Source organism: Parafrigoribacterium humi, assembly GCF_040227205.1.
GTDB lineage: Bacteria > Actinomycetota > Actinomycetes > Actinomycetales > Microbacteriaceae > Parafrigoribacterium_A > Parafrigoribacterium_A humi.
This window is the reverse complement of the sequence record NZ_JBELOA010000005.1, coordinates 65747-81657: the sequence shown is the minus strand read 5'-3', so window position 1 is coordinate 81657 and position 15911 is coordinate 65747. Positions and strand designations below refer to the sequence as shown.

General features: G+C 66.3%; 13 protein-coding genes. 11 read left to right on the top strand and 2 right to left on the bottom strand.

The features are described from left to right. Positions 1 to 202 precede the first annotated feature (202 nt). Together ABUA28_RS09845 and ABUA28_RS09840 are read left to right on the top strand one after the other, a co-directional pair. Positions 203 to 1282, top strand: a complete 1080-nt coding sequence (locus ABUA28_RS09845; protein ID WP_349903931.1) for a hypothetical protein — start codon at positions 203 to 205, stop codon at positions 1280 to 1282. Then, positions 1282 to 1635, top strand: coding sequence for a GntR family transcriptional regulator (locus ABUA28_RS09840; RefSeq protein WP_349903929.1), 354 nt, complete (start codon positions 1282 to 1284; stop codon positions 1633 to 1635). The genes ABUA28_RS09845 and ABUA28_RS09840 overlap by 1 nt, the downstream gene beginning before the upstream one ends. 19 nt (positions 1636 to 1654) lie before the next feature. Here ABUA28_RS09840 and ABUA28_RS09835 read toward each other — a convergent pair whose 3' ends face one another. After that, complete coding sequence (locus tag ABUA28_RS09835) at positions 1655 to 5155, bottom strand: bifunctional proline dehydrogenase/L-glutamate gamma-semialdehyde dehydrogenase (RefSeq protein ID WP_349903927.1); 3501 nt, start codon at positions 5153 to 5155, stop codon at positions 1655 to 1657. 238 nt (positions 5156 to 5393) lie between these two features. Here ABUA28_RS09835 and ABUA28_RS09830 point away from each other — a divergent pair, with 238 nt between their 5' ends. From ABUA28_RS09830 to ABUA28_RS09815, 4 genes are read left to right on the top strand one after another with little or no spacing between them, the layout of a single operon-like run. Continuing rightward, a complete protein-coding gene (locus ABUA28_RS09830; RefSeq protein ID WP_349903925.1) occupies positions 5394 to 6020 on the top strand; it encodes a TetR family transcriptional regulator in 627 nt (208 codons plus the stop codon). 22 nt (positions 6021 to 6042) lie between these two features. Then, on the top strand, positions 6043 to 7602 hold the full coding sequence (locus ABUA28_RS09825) for a phytoene desaturase family protein (RefSeq protein WP_349903923.1): 1560 nt from the start codon (positions 6043 to 6045) through the stop codon (positions 7600 to 7602). A gap of 43 nt (positions 7603 to 7645) precedes the next feature. Next, on the top strand, positions 7646 to 9004 hold the full coding sequence (locus ABUA28_RS09820) for an FAD-binding oxidoreductase (protein ID WP_349903922.1): 1359 nt from the start codon (positions 7646 to 7648) through the stop codon (positions 9002 to 9004). A 33-nt stretch (positions 9005 to 9037) separates the two neighbouring features. After that, on the top strand, positions 9038 to 9394 hold the full coding sequence (locus ABUA28_RS09815) for a hypothetical protein (RefSeq protein ID WP_349903920.1): 357 nt from the start codon (positions 9038 to 9040) through the stop codon (positions 9392 to 9394). Here the strand turns inward: ABUA28_RS09815 and ABUA28_RS09810 are convergent. Next, complete coding sequence (locus ABUA28_RS09810; protein WP_349903918.1) at positions 9386 to 10162, bottom strand: SGNH/GDSL hydrolase family protein; 777 nt, start codon at positions 10160 to 10162, stop codon at positions 9386 to 9388. The two genes, ABUA28_RS09815 and ABUA28_RS09810, sit on opposite strands and share 9 nt — an antisense overlap. Positions 10163 to 10291: 129 nt before the next feature. Here ABUA28_RS09810 and trhO point away from each other — a divergent pair, with 129 nt between their 5' ends. The 5 genes from trhO (at position 10292) to ABUA28_RS09785 (ending at position 15853) form a co-directional block, all read left to right on the top strand. Further along, positions 10292 to 11158, top strand: a complete 867-nt coding sequence (gene trhO, locus ABUA28_RS09805) for an oxygen-dependent tRNA uridine(34) hydroxylase TrhO (RefSeq protein ID WP_349903916.1) — start codon at positions 10292 to 10294, stop codon at positions 11156 to 11158. A gap of 43 nt (positions 11159 to 11201) precedes the next feature. Then, on the top strand, positions 11202 to 12386 hold the full coding sequence (locus tag ABUA28_RS09800; protein WP_349903914.1) for an ROK family transcriptional regulator: 1185 nt from the start codon (positions 11202 to 11204) through the stop codon (positions 12384 to 12386). Between the two features lie 129 nt (positions 12387 to 12515). Then, positions 12516 to 13634 carry an ABC transporter substrate-binding protein gene (locus ABUA28_RS09795; protein WP_349903912.1) on the top strand — a complete coding sequence of 373 codons (1119 nt, stop codon included), beginning with the start codon at positions 12516 to 12518 and terminating at the stop codon, positions 13632 to 13634. A 114-nt stretch (positions 13635 to 13748) separates the two neighbouring features. Beyond that, on the top strand, positions 13749 to 14603 hold the full coding sequence (locus ABUA28_RS09790; protein ID WP_349904079.1) for an ATP-binding cassette domain-containing protein: 855 nt from the start codon (positions 13749 to 13751) through the stop codon (positions 14601 to 14603). Continuing rightward, a complete protein-coding gene (locus ABUA28_RS09785) occupies positions 14600 to 15853 on the top strand; it encodes a sugar ABC transporter permease (RefSeq protein WP_349903911.1) in 1254 nt (417 codons plus the stop codon). The genes ABUA28_RS09790 and ABUA28_RS09785 overlap by 4 nt, the downstream gene beginning before the upstream one ends. The last annotated feature ends 58 nt before the right edge of the window (positions 15854 to 15911 follow it).

Sequence of the window (15911 nt, the reverse complement as noted above, 5' to 3'; positions counted from 1 at the left end):
TGGCTAAGCGCTGATCGCCAGCAAGGCCGGAACCCCCTGCCATCCCAAATGAAGGCATTCCAACCGGTTGGGCCGGAAGACTCCCGGAACCTCGCGGCGCTCGGACGTCGGTGCCTTCATTTGGGATGCGAGCTCGGCCTCTTGCGGTTCGGTGTGGGCGCGAATCAACACGCACTATCGGCCGGGTCTTGTGGTGGGAACTTTGTATTGGTACATTGCTACAGAACTAATACAAAGTGGGAACGCGCATGCTCTGGCTCGTCTTTATCGCGGAAATCGCCGTCCGGGCGATCGCGAGCATCATTTCAGCACGCAGCCTGCGCAGCCAAGGACGCTCCTGGCCTGCATTGGTGGCACAGTCATGACGACAGGCGGAGCATTCATGGGCACCGGCGCGTGGATCATTCTTGCCCTTGGTGGAGCACTGGCACTCGTGACGTTCGGCTTGAGCTTTATCCGGAGCCTCACCGAACGGGCGGCATACAAGTTCTCGACGTCAGTCGGCATCGGGCTCACCGAGGAGTTTTTGCCGCTCGTGCGGTCCCGACTGGTTCTGCAACAGCGGGGTACCGCGATCACCGCGTTTCTCGCACTCACCCTCGCTGCGATATTCCTGACCAACAACGCCGAACTCACCGGTTCCACCTTCGGACCCCTTACATTCGTTGGCGTTCTCCTCGCCGGGATGAGCGCGGGTAATGCGGCCACGGCCCTTCGCTCACACGCCCCTCGCGACCCCGATCGACCACGGCTGGCGCGAGCCAGAGTAGTCACGGTGGCGGACTACGTTGCACCGTTGGAGCGCAGAGGTGCATACATCGCTGTCACGCTCGCGATTGCCGCAATGATCTCCTTCCTTGTCGCCTCGGGCGTGATGCGGCGAGGGCCATTGCCCTGGATTTCCACCCCGGTGATTCTTGGTACGCTGGCCGTGGCTTCGCTTCTGCTTTTCGAGATCGCCGGGTCGCGGATCGCGCGCACGGGACAACCGGCGACATCTTCGATTGAACTGGCATGGGACGATGCGTTGCGCGCCGCGCGATTGCGCAGCCTGGTCTTCGCGCCGCTGATCATCGGCGCCTACGGAACTTTCGCCAGTCTCGCCTCGGCATCCACCCTGGCGTCTGCCGCGACTGGTGGCGCTCCTGTCGCCGCCGGCTTCGCGTTCGTAAACCTTGCATTTACTCTCATAGCAATGGTGGTCGCCATCATCGTCCTGATCAAGCAACCCCAGCGGTTCTTTCTGCGCAGACTCTGGCCAGAGGCAGAGGCGGTCGCCTGATGCTCACCATCGACCCGCGCTCGGCCGTTCCGCCGTTCGAGCAATTGCGGGTGCAGCTGCTCGAGCAGGTGCAGTCCGGCGAGCTCGTGCTGGGCGCCAAGCTACCCACCGTGCGTCGTCTCGCGGAGGATCTCGGCCTCGCGCCCGGCACCATCGCGCGCACCTATCGCGAGCTCGAACAGGACGGCATCATCCAGACCCGGGGGCGCAACGGCACCTTCGTGGCGTGGGCGAAAGACGAGGCCGAGCGGCAGGTGCAGGACGCGGCGAACGCCTATGCCGCCCGCATCCGCTCGCTCGGGTTCGACCCCGCGCGCGCTGTGACTCTGGTGCGGCAAGCTCTCAATCCCTGACCTCACAGGGGAAAGGAAGTCAGAGCTGGAGGGCGATCATCCCCGGGTCGGGCGTGCCGAAGCGGTGTGCCGTGATGCTGACGGATTGCTCTCGCAGGAACGGCAGCAGTTCGATGCGGCCGGATGCGGTGACCGGCCCGGCATAGATCGCCACGTCCGGGTCGCCGTCCAGCGCCGTCGCGAGCGCCGACGCCGACCCGCCCAACAGCCGGATGCGCGACGGCCGCACCTCGCCCGACTGCACGCGCGCGTGCCAGCGGGCATCCGACTCCACGAGCACCTCCGCGATGCGCACCGGCGAGCGCCCGCTGGCGAACAGGCGGATGAGTCCGTCGCTGAGCGGAACGGCCGTGCTCACGGAGACCGGGGCATCCACTCTCGCTGCGGCCGCGAGCATCCGCACCAGCTGGGACGGTGACGCGCCCTCGGCCAGCCGAATCGTCACGGGAGTCGGCAGGTAGCGCAGCACATTGCGCTCGACCACGAGGCCCGATGCGTCCCTCGCCACGCTGAACTCGGCATCCCACGCGGCCTGGTCGCTCAGCGCCGCGCGCCTCACCTGGTCGAACTCGACGAACTCCATGCTCGACTGCGCCGCCTCGATGAGCCGGGTGACCGCCTCGCTCAGACCGCTCAGCCTCACCGAGGTCGACGGCTCGACATAGACGGGTGCCCAGTCGCCGAACGCGGCCAGATAGTTGGGCCCGCCCACCTTCGCTCCCCCGCCCACGCTCGAGCGCTTCCAGCCGCCGAACGGCTGCCTGCGCACGATCGCCCCCGTGATGCCGCGGTTGACGTAGAGATTGCCCGCCTCGACGGCCCCGAGCCACTGCGACACCTCAGCCGGATCGAGCGAGTGGATGCCCGCGGTCAGCCCGAAGCTCGGCGCGTTCTGCAGTCGGATGGCCTCGTCGAGCGTGCCGGCCCGCATGATCCCGAGCACCGGCGCGAAATATTCGGTGAGGTGGAAGGCGGACCCTGGCATGACCCCGTCGCGCACGCCCGGTGACCAGAGCCGGCCGCTCTCGTCCAGGGCGCGCGGCCGCACCAGCCAGCTCTCGGTGCCGTCCAGGGCCGTGAGCGCCCGTTCGGTCTTTCCGTGAATCGGTTCGATGAGCGGCCCCATCGTGGTGGTCGGATCCTGCGCGTAGCCGATGCGGAGTGTCTTCACCGCGTCGACGAGTTGCCTGCGGAAGCGCTCTGACCTGCCGACGGACCCGACCAGGATCACGAGGCTCGCGGCAGAGCACTTCTGACCGGCGTGACCGAATGCGCTGCGCACGATGTCGGCGACGGCCAGGTCGAAGTCGGCGCTCGGCGTGACGATGATCGCGTTCTTGCCACTCGTCTCGGCCAGGAGCGGCAGGTCGGGCCGCCAGGAGCGGAACAGCTTCGCCGTCTCCCACGCGCCCGTGAGGATGACGCGGTCGACGTCCGGATGCGCGACGAGCCGCTTCCCGAGGTCGTCCTCGTCCACGTCGACCAGGGCCAACACGTCCCGAGGCACGCCACCCGCCCACAGCGTCTCGGCCAGCACGGCAGCACTGCGGCGGGCCTGCGGCGCCGGCTTCAGAATGACCGCGCTGCCCGCGGCGAGCGCCGCAAGCACGGACCCCGCCGGGATGCCGACGGGAAAGTTCCACGGCGAGACGACGACGATGAGTCGCGAAGGAACGAAGCGCACGTTCTCCACCAGGTCGAGTTCGCGGGCGGACTCCGCATAGTAGTTCGCGAAGTCCACGGCCTCGCTCACCTCGGTGTCGCCCTCGAGCACGGTCTTGCCCGCCTCGCTCGCCATGACCTCGATGAGCTCCGCACGGTGCGCGGCGATCGACTCCGCGGCCGCCTGCAGCACCTGGGCGCGCGTGCTCCCGCGTCGCTGCCCCCACCGCTCCCCGGCTCGGGCAGAGTCGGCGATCACCCGCTCGAGCGCGGTCGAATCCTCGATCCGCGCCCGCGCGATCACATCGCTGCCGAGAGTCGACGTCGCCGAGCGCCGCAGGATCTCGCGCCCCCACTCACGGTTGCCCGGTATCGACGGGTCGGTGTCCGGCTCGGCACGAAAACCGCCTGGCGTGGGAAAGGCGAGCGGGGTGCGCCGGTCCTGCACGCGATTCGAGCGCGGTGGTGCGGCATCCGACGGCACGGCTGCAGCGAGCTCCAGCGAGGCCCGAAAACGATCCGCCTCCCGCGCGAACACGCGACGATCGCTCTCGAGCTCGAACACCCCGGAGAGAAAGTTCTCCTGGCTCGCGTTCTCTTCGAGCCTGCGGATGAGGTAGGAGATCGCCGAGTCGAACTCGCGCGGGTGCACCACGGGTGTGTAGAGCAGGAGGCCGCCCACGTCCGCGCGCACGGCATCCGCCTGCGCGGTCGCCATGCCGAGCAGCATTTCGAATTCGACCCGCCGCTCGACCCCGCGGGTCTTGGCGAGCAGCCAGGCGTAGGCGATGTCGAACAGGTTGTGGCCCGCGACGCCGATCTTCACGGCGTCCGTACGCTGTGGAGTGAACGACCAGTCGAGCACCCTCTTGTAGTTGGCGTCGGTCTGCTCCTTGCTCGCCCAGGTGGCGAGCGGCCAGCCGTGCAGGATGGCGTCCACGCGCTCCATGGCGAGATTGGCGCCCTTCACGACCCGCACCTTGATGCCCGCGCCGCCACCGGCACGGCGGGCGAGCGCCCATTCGGTGAGTCGCTGCATTGCGGCGAGGGAGTCCGGCAGGTAGGCCTGCAGCACGATCCCGGCCTCGAGACCGCTCAGCCTCGGCTGGTTCAGCAGTCGCTGGAACACGCCGATCGTGAGGTCGAGGTCGTGGAACTCCTCCATATCGAGATTGATGAACTTGGCCGTGGGCGACTCCGCGGCGAACTCATAGATCGGCGTGAGCCTCGCGACGACCCGCTCGACGGTCTCGTCGAACGCCCACAGGTTGAGCTGGCTCGAGACCGCAGACACCTTGATCGACACGTAGTCCACATCGGGTCTGGCGAGCAGCTCGTGGGTTTCGCGCAGCCGCTTGGCGGCCTCATCGTCGCCAAGCACGGCCTCGCCCAGCAGGTTGAGGTTGAGACGGATGCCGGACCTACGCAGGCGCGCAAGGGAGGCATCCAGACGCCCCGGCCTCGCGTCCAGCAGCAGGTGGCCAACGATGCGACGGAACACGACCCGGGCGATGGGCACGATCGGCCACGGCAGCAGGGGACCGAAGCCGCCGCCGAGCTGGAGGGCAACCCGCATGTACCAGGGCAGGAAGGCGGGCAGGTGCCGCGAGAGCCGTTCGAGGTTGCGGCCCGCGACCCGTAGATCCTCCGGTCGCACGACCCTATCAACGAAGCCGACGGCGAAGTCGAGGCCGTGTGGATCCTTGAGTAGGCCGGCGAGGCGTTCGCCGGAGTTGCCCCTGCGGCTTCTGTTCGCCTCGGCCTCAGCACTCTCGGCAAGCCAGCGATGTACGACGGCGATGGCGTCGTCCGCGGTCACAGTGGCATACTCTGGCCGTTCGGTGGCGTTCGAAGGCATGAAAAGAGCCTACTTCTGTCACCGGTGAGAACGAGCCGCGCACCGAGCCGTGCGCAGCGGTCGTGGCGCCTCCCAGGGGCGGCGCCACGACGGCACACAGACACCATGAGTGCCCCGGATCGAAACCGCGGGCTCACGCTACTTCGGGTATAACGCGACACAATGTAGTGTTTGGAGATTAGCAGAGCGCACGGGCCCATGCAAGTGTTAATACCATCACGCGAAAGGGGGTCAGACCATGACAGATGATGCTCCCCTGTTGAAGCGACACACGCCTCGCCAGGACCGCAGCGTCGAGCGCGTCACGCTGATTCTCGACACACTGGCAGTTCTCGTCGACGAGGTCGGTTACGGCAATCTCACCCCCGCGCTCATCGCGCGGCGTGCCCACATGTCCGGCCCCGCGATCTACCGCTATTTCTCCGATCTGGAGTCGATAGCGCTCGCCCTCGCTGCGAGAAACCTCGAACGCTACGTAGAGCGCTGTCGTGAATTCCTCGGGGAGGCCACGGAGTGGCAAGACGCGATCATCGCGGCCGTCTCCAGCTACGCAGACTTTTTCAGGAACGAACCGGGCTTCGGGCAGATTCGTCTGGGGGATGCCATCACGCACGAACGCTTCGGCGCCCGAGTGAGCAACAAGGCCGTGCTGGCGAGCGCCGTATGCGAGCTCTTCGTCGAACAGTATGAGGTCGACCCTCGCACGGAGCTGCTGGGGCACGTCGAGGTGATGGTCGAGATCGGCGACGCCCTCATCGCAAAGGCGTTCGAGTCCAACCCGAAGGGCGACCAGTTCTTCCTCGACGAGTGCGGCAGGCTGATGGTGGACTATCTCGGCGAATACCTCGACCGGCCCGTGAGCTGACGCCGCTACATACAATCGCAGTATGGAACACAGCACTGCCGATGTCGTCATTGTCGGGGGCGGCCACAACGGCCTCGTCGCCGCCACCTACCTCGCCCAGGCCGGCAAGACCGTCACCCTGCTCGAGCGTCTCGACCACGTCGGAGGCGCCGCGGTGTCTGCCGAGGCCTTCTACGGTGTCGACGCGAGGCTGTCGCGGTATTCGTACCTGGTCAGTCTGCTGCCCGAGCGCATCATCCGCGAACTGAGGCTCGACATCCGGCTCGAACGCCGTCGCTACGCGTCCTACACACCGCTGCCGGGCACCGATCGCGGCCTGCTCGTGGACACCGCGGATGCCGATGCCACGGCTGTGTCCTTCGCCTCGGTTGGTGCCGCGGACGACGTCGCGCCCTGGCGCGAGTTCTACGAGGGCACGGCCACCCTCGCCCGCGCCCTCTTCCCCACCGTCTGCGAACCGTTGCTCACCCGCTCCGAGGCGAAGCGAGCCGTGGGCGATGACTCGCTGTGGGACTCGATCGTCGAACGCCCGATCGGCGAGACGATCGAGTCCACATTCTCGAACGACCTCGTGCGCGGTGTCGTTCTCACCGACGCGCTCATCGGCAACTTCGTGTCTGCGCACGACGAGAGCCTGGCTGGCAACCGCTGCTTCCTCTATCACGTGATCGGCGGAGGCACAGGTGACTGGGATGTCCCGGTCGGCGGCATGGGCGCGGTCACCGGAGAGCTGGCCCGCGCCGCGAGCGAGGCCGGGGCCACGCTGCTCACGAACGCCGAGGTCGCCTCGCTCACCCCGGAGGGCGAGGTGCGCTACGTGATGCACGGCAAGGAACGGGTCATCACGGCCGACCGGGTGCTCGTGAACGTCGCGCCCTATGTGCTCGACTCCCTCCTGGGGAATGCCGCATCCGCGCCCCGCCCTGAGGGTGCCCAGGTGAAGGTCAACCTCATGCTCTCGCGCCTGCCGCGACTGCGCGACGAGAACATCGAGCCGGCCGCGGCCTTCGGAGGAACCTTCCACATCAACGAGGGTTATGCCCAGCTGCAGGCAGCGTTCGACGCGGCGAGTGCTGGGACGGTGCCGAGCCCGCTGCCGAGCGAGATCTACTGCCACACGCTCGCCGACCCGTCCATCCTCTCGCCCGAGCTACAGGCCAATGGCGCGCACACCCTCACCGTGTTCGCGCTGCACGCGCCAGACAGGCTGCTCACCCCGGAGAACAACGACGAGATGCGGGCGGTGCTGCAGCAGGCCGTGGTCGACTCGCTGAATTCGGTGTTGGCCGAGCCGATCGAAGACGTGCTGATGAGAGATTCCGATGGCAATCTCTGCATCGAGACGAAGACGACACTCGACATCGAAGAGGCCCTGCGAATGCCTGGGGGCAACATCTTCCACGGCCCACTGTCGTGGCCGTTCGTCGAGGACGATGCGTCGCTGTCGACCCCGGCGGAGCGCTGGGGCGTCGCGACCGCGCACGAGCGCATCCTGTTGTGCGGCTCGGGCGCGAGGCGTGGCGGTGCCGTGAGCGGACTCGGCGGGCACAACGCCGCAATGGCCGTGCTCGAATCGCAGTGATGATTGCTCGCCCCGCATGACCCCGGTGGTCTAGCCTGTGGCCATGCCCGATTTCACTGTCCTTGGCGCGCGCGTAAGCGGCCTCGTCCTTACCCCAACCGACCCAGAGTTCACCGGCAGTGTTGCCGGCTTCAATGCCGCTGTGCTCCAGACCCCGCAAGTCGCCGTGCGCGCATCCACTGCCCAGGATGTCGTCGAAGCGGTGCGCTACGCGAGGGAGCACCACCTGCCCGTGCGCGTGCAGGGCACAGGCCACGGCGCGAGCGTGCCCTTCACCGATGGCATGCTCATCCTCACCGCCGGCCTCGACGAGCTGTCGATCGACCCTGCGACGCGCATTGCGACCATCGGCGCCGGCGTGCGCTGGGCCGCCGTTGTCGAGGCCGGAGCGCAGCTCGGACTGGCGCCGATCACCGGCTCGTCCACGGATGTCGGGGTCGTCGGCCTCGTCACTGGCGGCGGACTCGGGCCGCTCAGTCGCAGCCACGGCTTCGCGTCGGACTACGTGCGTGGCTTCACCGTTGTGACCGGCCTGGGTGACCTCGTCGAGGCCACGCCCGAGACCAACTCCGATCTGTACTGGGCGCTCCGCGGCGGCAAGGGCGGCCTCGGAATCGTCACGCAGGTGCGCCTCGAGCTGCCCTCCGTCGACGAGCTCTACGCCGGAGCGATGTTCTTTGAGGAGCAGGACATCGAGGTCGCGTTCCGCGCGTGGGTTGACTGGACGAAGGATGCCGCGAGCGACGTCACGACGAGCGCCGCGATCTATCGCTTCCCCCCGCTCGAGTTCATCCCGGAACCACTGCGCGGACGCACCCTCCTCTCGATTCGCTTCGCCTACCCGGGCAGCGCGGCCGACGGTGAGCGGCTTGCCGCGCCACTGCGCGCTGCCGCGCCCGTCTACCTGGACCAGCTCGGGGTCATGCCTCTCGACAAGGTCGCCCTGATCCACGGCGACCCGGACGACCCGGTCCCCGCCTGGGATCGGGGAGCGCTGCTCAATGCCATCGACCAGGACTTTGCCACCGCGCTGCTCGCTCAGGCCGGTTCGGGCGTGCAGCTGCCGATGCTGCTGACCGAGGTGCGGCACATCGGCGGGAAGACCCACACGGATGTCCCCGGCGGCTCCGCGGTCGGCGGGCGTCACGCGAGTTTCGCCCTCAACCTCATCGGTGCGCCGGACCCGAGCCTGTTCGAGACCGTGCTTCCCGCGATGGCCGATCGGCTGTTCGCGGCCATCGCACCGTGGACCTCTCCGAACGTGAACATCAACTTCGCCGGTCGCCTCCGCTCCGCGGCACACTTCGCGAGCGCGTGGCCGACCGAGACGTTCGCTCGGCTCGCGACCGTGCGCAAGAAGCACGACCCCGACGTCGTGTTCCCCTACGGCTTCGTCGGGTAGTCGCAACGGGGCGCGGCCTCGTAAACTGCGTACATGCCGAAACCAGAATGGATCGAACACCGCAGGGGCGACGGCGAGCTGGTCGGCTGGATGGCACAGGAGGGCGATGGGTTCGTGCCCATCGACCTTCTCGGGCGTGCGCTCAGCGAGCGTCTCGACTGGTTTGAAGCGGAACGACTTCTCAACGAAACGGGCATCGGATACCTCGCTGAAGCCTATGAATTAAGGCTCGATGACGGCCACTGGCTCCGAGTTCGGATCCTCGAGGTGTCAACCGACCGCATCCTCGTGAAGAAGGAGGACTGGGGCGACATGGGAGCACCCCAGCTGCACTACACCGTGGCCTGGCCCATCCCTGACACCCTGCGCGCACTCGATCGATCACGCTGAGCGTGCATCACCCGGGTCTACATATTCCAGTGAAGGAATCTTCGGCAGTCGGCCGTCGCCGGAGGAGCGCCCGGTCAGTCGGCGGCCGATCCAGGGCAGCACGTACTCACGGTAATACGCGGCGGTGCGGCGCGACCTGGCCCCGGCCGGCGCGGCCGCAACCTCCTCGACACCCCACTCGTCCGGCACGGCGACACCCATCGCGGTGAGCACGTTGCTCGCCACCCTCGCGTGGCCGAGCGCGTTCAGGTGCAGTCGATCGGCGGACCAGTAACGGATGTCGCCGAGCGTCTCGTCGCCCCAGTTGTCGACGAAGGTCACGCCCTCCCGCGGCCCCCGCGAGAAGATCGCGTCGGCGAGCTGGTTTCCGCGGATGCGCACGAGCGAGCCGAGCGGCACGTGCGCGGAGGGGTTCGCTCCGCTGACCATGAGCACGTGGGTGCCGGAGTCGACCGCGCGGTCGCTGGCGTCCATGAGCATCCTGGCGACATCCGCGATCGCGACGCGGGGCCGCATGATGTCGTTCCCGCCGCCATTGATGCTGACGAGCTCCGGCTGCATCGCGAGAGCCGGCTCGAGCTGTTCGGCGATGAGCGGGGCCAGCTTGCGCCCCCGGATCGCGAGGTTGGCGTAGCGGAACGGCTGCGCATCCGCCCTCGCCAGACCGAGCGCGACCAGGTCGGCCCAGCCGCGCACGCCGCCGCCGGGCAGATCGTCGCCGACACCCTCGGTGAAGCTGTCGCCGATTGCGACATAACTGTGAAACATTCCCCCAACGGTACCCTCCGCGAGTTGCCCACTTATGCCCCTGAATACGCGAAGTCTGCGCGAAGCGGGGGCCAAAGTGGGCAACTCACGGGTAATGACGGGCGATGGCCGCTCGCCTAAACTCGTTCGGTGGCCGTTCCCAAGATCCTGCTGTTCTATGTCTTCACGCCGCTCGCCGACCCCGACGCGCTTCGCCTGTGGCAGCGCAACCTCTGCGAGTCGCTCGGGCTTGGAGGCCGCATCATCCTGTCGAAAGACGGTATGAACGGCACGGTCGGCGGCGAACTGAAGAGCGTCAAGCGCTATATACGGAAGACCCGCGAGTATCCGGCGTTCAGCGACATCGAGTTCACGTGGAGTGAGGGACGCGGCAACGACTTCCCTCGGCTGAGCGTGCGCGTGCGCGACGAGCTCGTGACCTTCGGCGCACCGGCAGAGCTTCGTGTTGATGAGCACGGCGTCATCGGCGGCGGAAAGCGGCTGACCCCGGAGCAGCTGCACGAGCTCGTCGAGTCGAAGAACGTGACTTTTTTCGATGGCCGCAACCAGATCGAGGCGCAGATCGGACACTTTCGGGATGCGGTGGTCCCGCCCGTGAACACCACGCGCGAGTTCGTGGCCGAGCTCGAGCGCGGCAGGTACGACCACCTCAAGAACGAGCCGATCGTCACCTACTGCACGGGTGGCATCCGCTGTGAGGTGTTGTCGAGCCTCATGATCAATCGCGGCTTTCGCGAGGTGTACCAGCTCGACGGAGGCATTGCGAGGTACGGCGAGCGCTTTGGGGACTCCGGACTGTGGGAGGGCTCGCTCTATGTCTTCGACAACCGACTGTCGATGACTTTCAGCGAGGATTCGCGAATCGTTGGGCGCTGCTACGTCTGCGATTCGCCCACCAGCACGACCGCGAACTGCTCCGACCTCTCCTGCAGGGAGCAGTTCGTCGTGTGCGAGGAACACGCGCCCCACACGGCCTGTTCGGTGCACGCCGCCTGATCAATTTTCCGCCACGAACTCGCGTGGCATGTATCGTGATCCCGTGACCACGACAAGGGCGACACCTGGATCGCAGACTTCACTTCGTGAAGCCAACAGGGCTCGCATTGTCGAGGCCGTCAAATATCACGGTGGCCTCACGCAGGTCGAACTTGCCGGAATAACCGGCCTCTCTCCCGCCACAGTCTCCAACATCGTCAAGGAACTCTCCGCATCCGGAGTGCTCCACACCTCGCCGACGTCGCGCAGTGGCAGGCGCGCCCAGAACGTCACGCTGGCGCACGCCGTCGGGCTCATCGCGGGCATCCACATCTCGGCCAGGCACATGCGGGTCGCGCTGGCCGATGTCACGAACGTCGTGGTCGCAGAGCACCACATGCCTCTCGCCAAGGATCATCGTGCGGACAACGAGCTCGATCGGGCCGCCCGCCTGCTCGGCGACATGCTCGATTCCGTCGAGGCGACGCACGAAGAGATCCTTGCCGTCGGCATCGCCCTGCCGGTGCCGATCCGCTCGGACACCGGGGAGATCACGCGCCCTGGGCTCCTCCGCGGCTGGGACGGCCTGCCCATCGGCGAGCTCATGGCACGCCGCATGTCGAGCCCGGTGTTCGTCGACAACGACGCGAATCTCGGTGCCCTGGCCGAGCTGCACAGCGGAGCCGCGCGAGGGAAGGGCAGCGCCCTCTACGTCGACGTGTCTCACGGCATCGGCTCAGGCCTCATCATCAACAACCGCCTGTACCGCGGGCACGGCAGGGGTGCGGGCGAGTTCGGGCACATGACCATCAACGAGAACGGGCCGCTGTGCCGGTGCGGCAATCGCGGGTGCCTCGAGGCAATCGCCGGTGGGCCAGCGATCATCGAGAGCCTGCGCGGAGTCTCCGGTCCGATCAAGCTTCAGGATGTCGTCACCAGGGCACTCAACGGCGACCCGTACTGCGTGCGCGCGGTCGGTGACGCAGGCCGACATATCGGGGTCGCGATCGCGGGCATCTGCAACATGCTGGACCCCGAGCACATCGTCATCGGCGGCGATCTCGGGCGCGCGGGAGAGATCCTTCTCGGCCCTCTCCGTCACAGCATGGAGCACGCGGCGCTGTGGGATCCGGACGAACTTCCCCACGTCGTCCAGGGGCAACTCGGCGAGCGCGCGTCACTCATGGGCGCGATAATCTACGCGGTGGAGAGCATCTCCTTCATTTCGGACGATCTCGCGCGCACCTGACCGCGGCGGGTTCCTCCAAATATCTCCATCCGATAAAGCTTGAGTTCAAGTCTTGACGCCAAGGGTGTTGCGCTGCCATGCTCTTTGCCAGCCGCCAAAGTGGGCGGTATCCGAATCGGAGGTTTTTCAATGAAGATCGCCACCATGAGAGCGGTGGTTGTTGCCGCTGCGATCCTGCTCACAGCGAGCACCCTCAGCGCCTGTTCCAACGGCTCTGATAACAGCTCAAACAATTCCAAGTCGAACGCCTCGACCGCGAAGATCGGGCTCCTTCTGCCCGACTCCGTTACGGCGCGCTACGAGGCGGCGGACAAGCCGTACTTCGAGGCGAAGATCAAGGAACTGTGCCCCGACTGCAAGGTGCTGTACACGAACGCCGACGGCGACGCGTCCAAGCAGCAGCAGCAGGCAGAGTCGATGCTGACCCAGGGCGTGAGCGTTCTGGTCCTCGACCCCTTCGACAGCGGTGCAGCAGCATCGATCGTCGCAGAGGCCAAGGCCAAGAAGGTTCCGGTCATCTCCTATGACCGCCTCATCAACAGCAAGGACCTCAACTACTACATCTCCTTCGACAACGAGAAGGTCGGCCAACTCCAGGCGACCGCTCTGATCGAGAAGCTCAAGGCTGATGGCGTCTCGAAGGATGACGGCGGCATCGTGATGGTCAACGGTGCAACCACCGACAACAACGCTCGCCTGTTCAAGAAGGGCGCGCACGACGTCATCGACCAGTCCGGTTACAAGGTGCTGTCGGAGTTCGACACACCCGGATGGGACCCGGCAAAGGCCCAGGACTGGATGAGCGGCCAGATCACGCAGTTCGGTAACAAGATCAAGGGCGTCTACGCGGCCAACGACGGCACCGGCGGCGGCGCGATCGCTGCAATGAAGGCTGCCAACGTCTCCCCGCTCCCGCCCGTCACCGGACAGGACGCCGAGCTCGCAGGCATCCAGCGCATTCTCGCCGGTGACCAGTACATGACCGTGTACAAGGCCATCAAGCCCCAGGCAGAGAAGGCAGCTGAGCTCGCCATCGACCTGGTGAACGGCAAGAAGCCCAAGGGCGACACCACTGTTGCCACCCAGTCCGGCGGCAACATCCAGTCGTTCCTGCTCACCCCTGTCGCCGTGACGGCAGACAAGATCGAGTCGACGGTTGTCAAGGACGAGTTCTACGGCTCTGACTCCGCAGCCAAGATCTGCACCGCTGAGTACCAGGCAGCGTGCGCCAAGCTCGGCATCAAGTAAAACCTCGCACCCGGCCGGAGGTCTTCCTCCGGCCGGGTGCACTTTTGCGCTATGAAGGCATGGGGTCCTGCCCTGTGCCCGTCATGGCATTAATCCGAAGGAGACATCGTGACGATGGAAGCGCCCGTCGCAGAGTCCACACCATCACCCACCCAACCCGTACTCTCGCTGCGAGGCATATCCAAGTCATTCGGTGCAGTCCAGGCCCTGACCGACATTGACCTCGACGTCTACGCTGGCGAAGTCGTCGCCATCGTCGGCGACAACGGTGCAGGCAAGTCAACGCTCGTCAAGATCCTCGCCGGCGTCCACCCGCAGGATTCCGGAACCATCGTCTTCGAGGGGCGGAAGGTCGGCATCCCGACACCCTCCGCCTCGCGTGCGCTCGGCATCGCCACCGTCTATCAGGACCTGGCGCTGTGCGACAACCTCGACGTCGTCTCGAACCTCTTCCTGGGGCGCGAGCTCGGCAAGGGCACCCTCAACGAAGAAGAGATGGAGATGCGGGCCTGGTCGTTGTTGCGCCAGCTCTCCGCGAAGATCCCCTCTGTTCGTATCGCCGTCGCATCGCTCTCGGGTGGTCAGAGGCAGACGGTCGCCATCGCCCGTTCCCTCATCGGCGAGCCCAGCATCGTCATTCTTGACGAGCCGACGGCGGCACTCGGTGTCGCCCAGACCGCCGAGGTGCTCAACCTGGTCGAGCGCCTGCGCGAGAACGGCCTCGGTGTCGTTTTGATCAGCCACAACATGGCGGATGTCCAGGCCGTCGCCGACCGGGTCGCCGTCTTGCGCCTCGGCCGCAACAATGGTGACTTCCGTGTTCCGGATGTCAGCTACGAAGACATCATCTCGGCAATCACCGGTGCAACCGACAATGTCGTCACCCGACGGGCTCAGGCCCACACCGAAGGCTCCGCGGCCGCCGCTTCGACGGAGACCGCCGCACCAGAGAAAGGCTCCAACGCATGACCGGCTCAGTTGACACCGCTGACGTGATCGCGGCCGACCGTGAAGATGAACGTCTGATCCACTCGGAGGGCCTGCGCGGCTCGATCAACGCGTTCCGCGTGCGGGTGCGTGGTGGCGACCTCGGATCGCTGCCCGTCATCATCGGTCTGGTTCTGATCTGGGCCATCTTCCAGATCCTCAACCCGAACTTCCTGTCCGCCAACAACCTGGTGAATCTGGCCCTGCAGTGTGCTGCGGTCGGCACGATCTCGATCGGTGTCGTCCTGGTGCTGCTGGTTGCGCAGATCGACCTCTCCATTGGATCGGTCAGCGGGGTGGCCGCGTCCATCCTCGGTGTCGGATTCGTTCTGCACCACTGGCCACCGGTGCTCGCCATCCTCGCCGCACTGGCTGCCGGCGCCCTCGTCGGACTGATCTATGGTCTCCTGTTCACACGCTTCGGAGTGCCGACCTTCGTCATCACCCTGGCCGGACTGCTCGGGTTCCTCGGACTCCAACTGTGGATCCTGGGGCCGAACAGCTCGATCAACATCCCGTTCGAGTCCTGGGTCGTCGCGTTCGCCCAGCAGGCGTTCCTTCCGCCGTGGGCGGCATACGCCCTCGCGATCATCGCGGCCGGTGGGATGTTCATGTCCGACTGGCTGCGCTCACGTCGCCGCCGTGAGGTGGGTCTGACCGGCAGCGCGCTGTCGGTGTCGCTGACGAAGTCGGGCCTGCTGCTCGTCGGGCTGCTCGTCTCGGTGTGGTACCTCGCGACCGACCGCGGTGTCGGCGCGATGTTCGTGCTGTTCGTTGTTCTCGTCGTCGTGATGAACTTCTTGCTCACGCGCACCCGCTGGGGCCGCGCCGTGTTCGCCGTCGGTGGTTCAGTCGAGGCAGCGCGCCGCGCCGGTATCAAGGTCAACCGGATCTTCATCTCCGTGATGGTGCTCGGGTCGACCTTCGCCGCGCTCGGTGGTCTTCTCGCCGCCGCCCGACTCGCGTCTGCGAACTCCGGAAGCGGTGGTGGAGACATCAACCTGAACGCGATCGCAGCCGCGGTCATCGGCGGTACGAGTCTGTTCGGTGGACGTGGAAGCGCCTACTCTGCGCTTCTCGGCATCCTCGTCATCCAGTCGATCTCGAGCGGGCTCACGCTGCTCAACTTCGACTCCTCGGTGCGCTTCATGGTCACCGGAGCGGTGCTGCTGCTCGCGGTCATCATCGACTCGCTGTCACGCCGCTCTCGAGCGAGTCACGGGCAGGCGTAGCTGAGGAGGACTGTGCAGTCGTCTTCCGCTGGCGAAAGAAGGCCACAATTTACGGAAT

Bases quoted from the DNA above. Each gene is read 5' to 3' on its own strand.
- ABUA28_RS09840 (WP_349903929.1), top strand. From the start codon at position 1,282: ATGCTCACCATCGACCCGCGCTCGGCCGTTCCGCCGTTCGAGCAATTG.
- ABUA28_RS09835 (WP_349903927.1), bottom strand. From the start codon at position 5,155: ATGCCTTCGAACGCCACCGAACGGCCAGAGTATGCCACTGTGACCGCG.
- ABUA28_RS09830 (WP_349903925.1), top strand. From the start codon at position 5,394: ATGACAGATGATGCTCCCCTGTTGAAGCGACACACGCCTCGCCAGGAC.
- ABUA28_RS09825 (WP_349903923.1), top strand. From the start codon at position 6,043: ATGGAACACAGCACTGCCGATGTCGTCATTGTCGGGGGCGGCCACAAC.
- ABUA28_RS09820 (WP_349903922.1), top strand. From the start codon at position 7,646: ATGCCCGATTTCACTGTCCTTGGCGCGCGCGTAAGCGGCCTCGTCCTT.
- ABUA28_RS09815 (WP_349903920.1), top strand. From the start codon at position 9,038: ATGCCGAAACCAGAATGGATCGAACACCGCAGGGGCGACGGCGAGCTG.
- ABUA28_RS09810 (WP_349903918.1), bottom strand. From the start codon at position 10,162: ATGTTTCACAGTTATGTCGCAATCGGCGACAGCTTCACCGAGGGTGTC.
- ABUA28_RS09795 (WP_349903912.1), top strand. From the start codon at position 12,516: ATGAAGATCGCCACCATGAGAGCGGTGGTTGTTGCCGCTGCGATCCTG.
- ABUA28_RS09790 (WP_349904079.1), top strand. From the start codon at position 13,749: ATGGAAGCGCCCGTCGCAGAGTCCACACCATCACCCACCCAACCCGTA.
- ABUA28_RS09785 (WP_349903911.1), top strand. From the start codon at position 14,600: ATGACCGGCTCAGTTGACACCGCTGACGTGATCGCGGCCGACCGTGAA.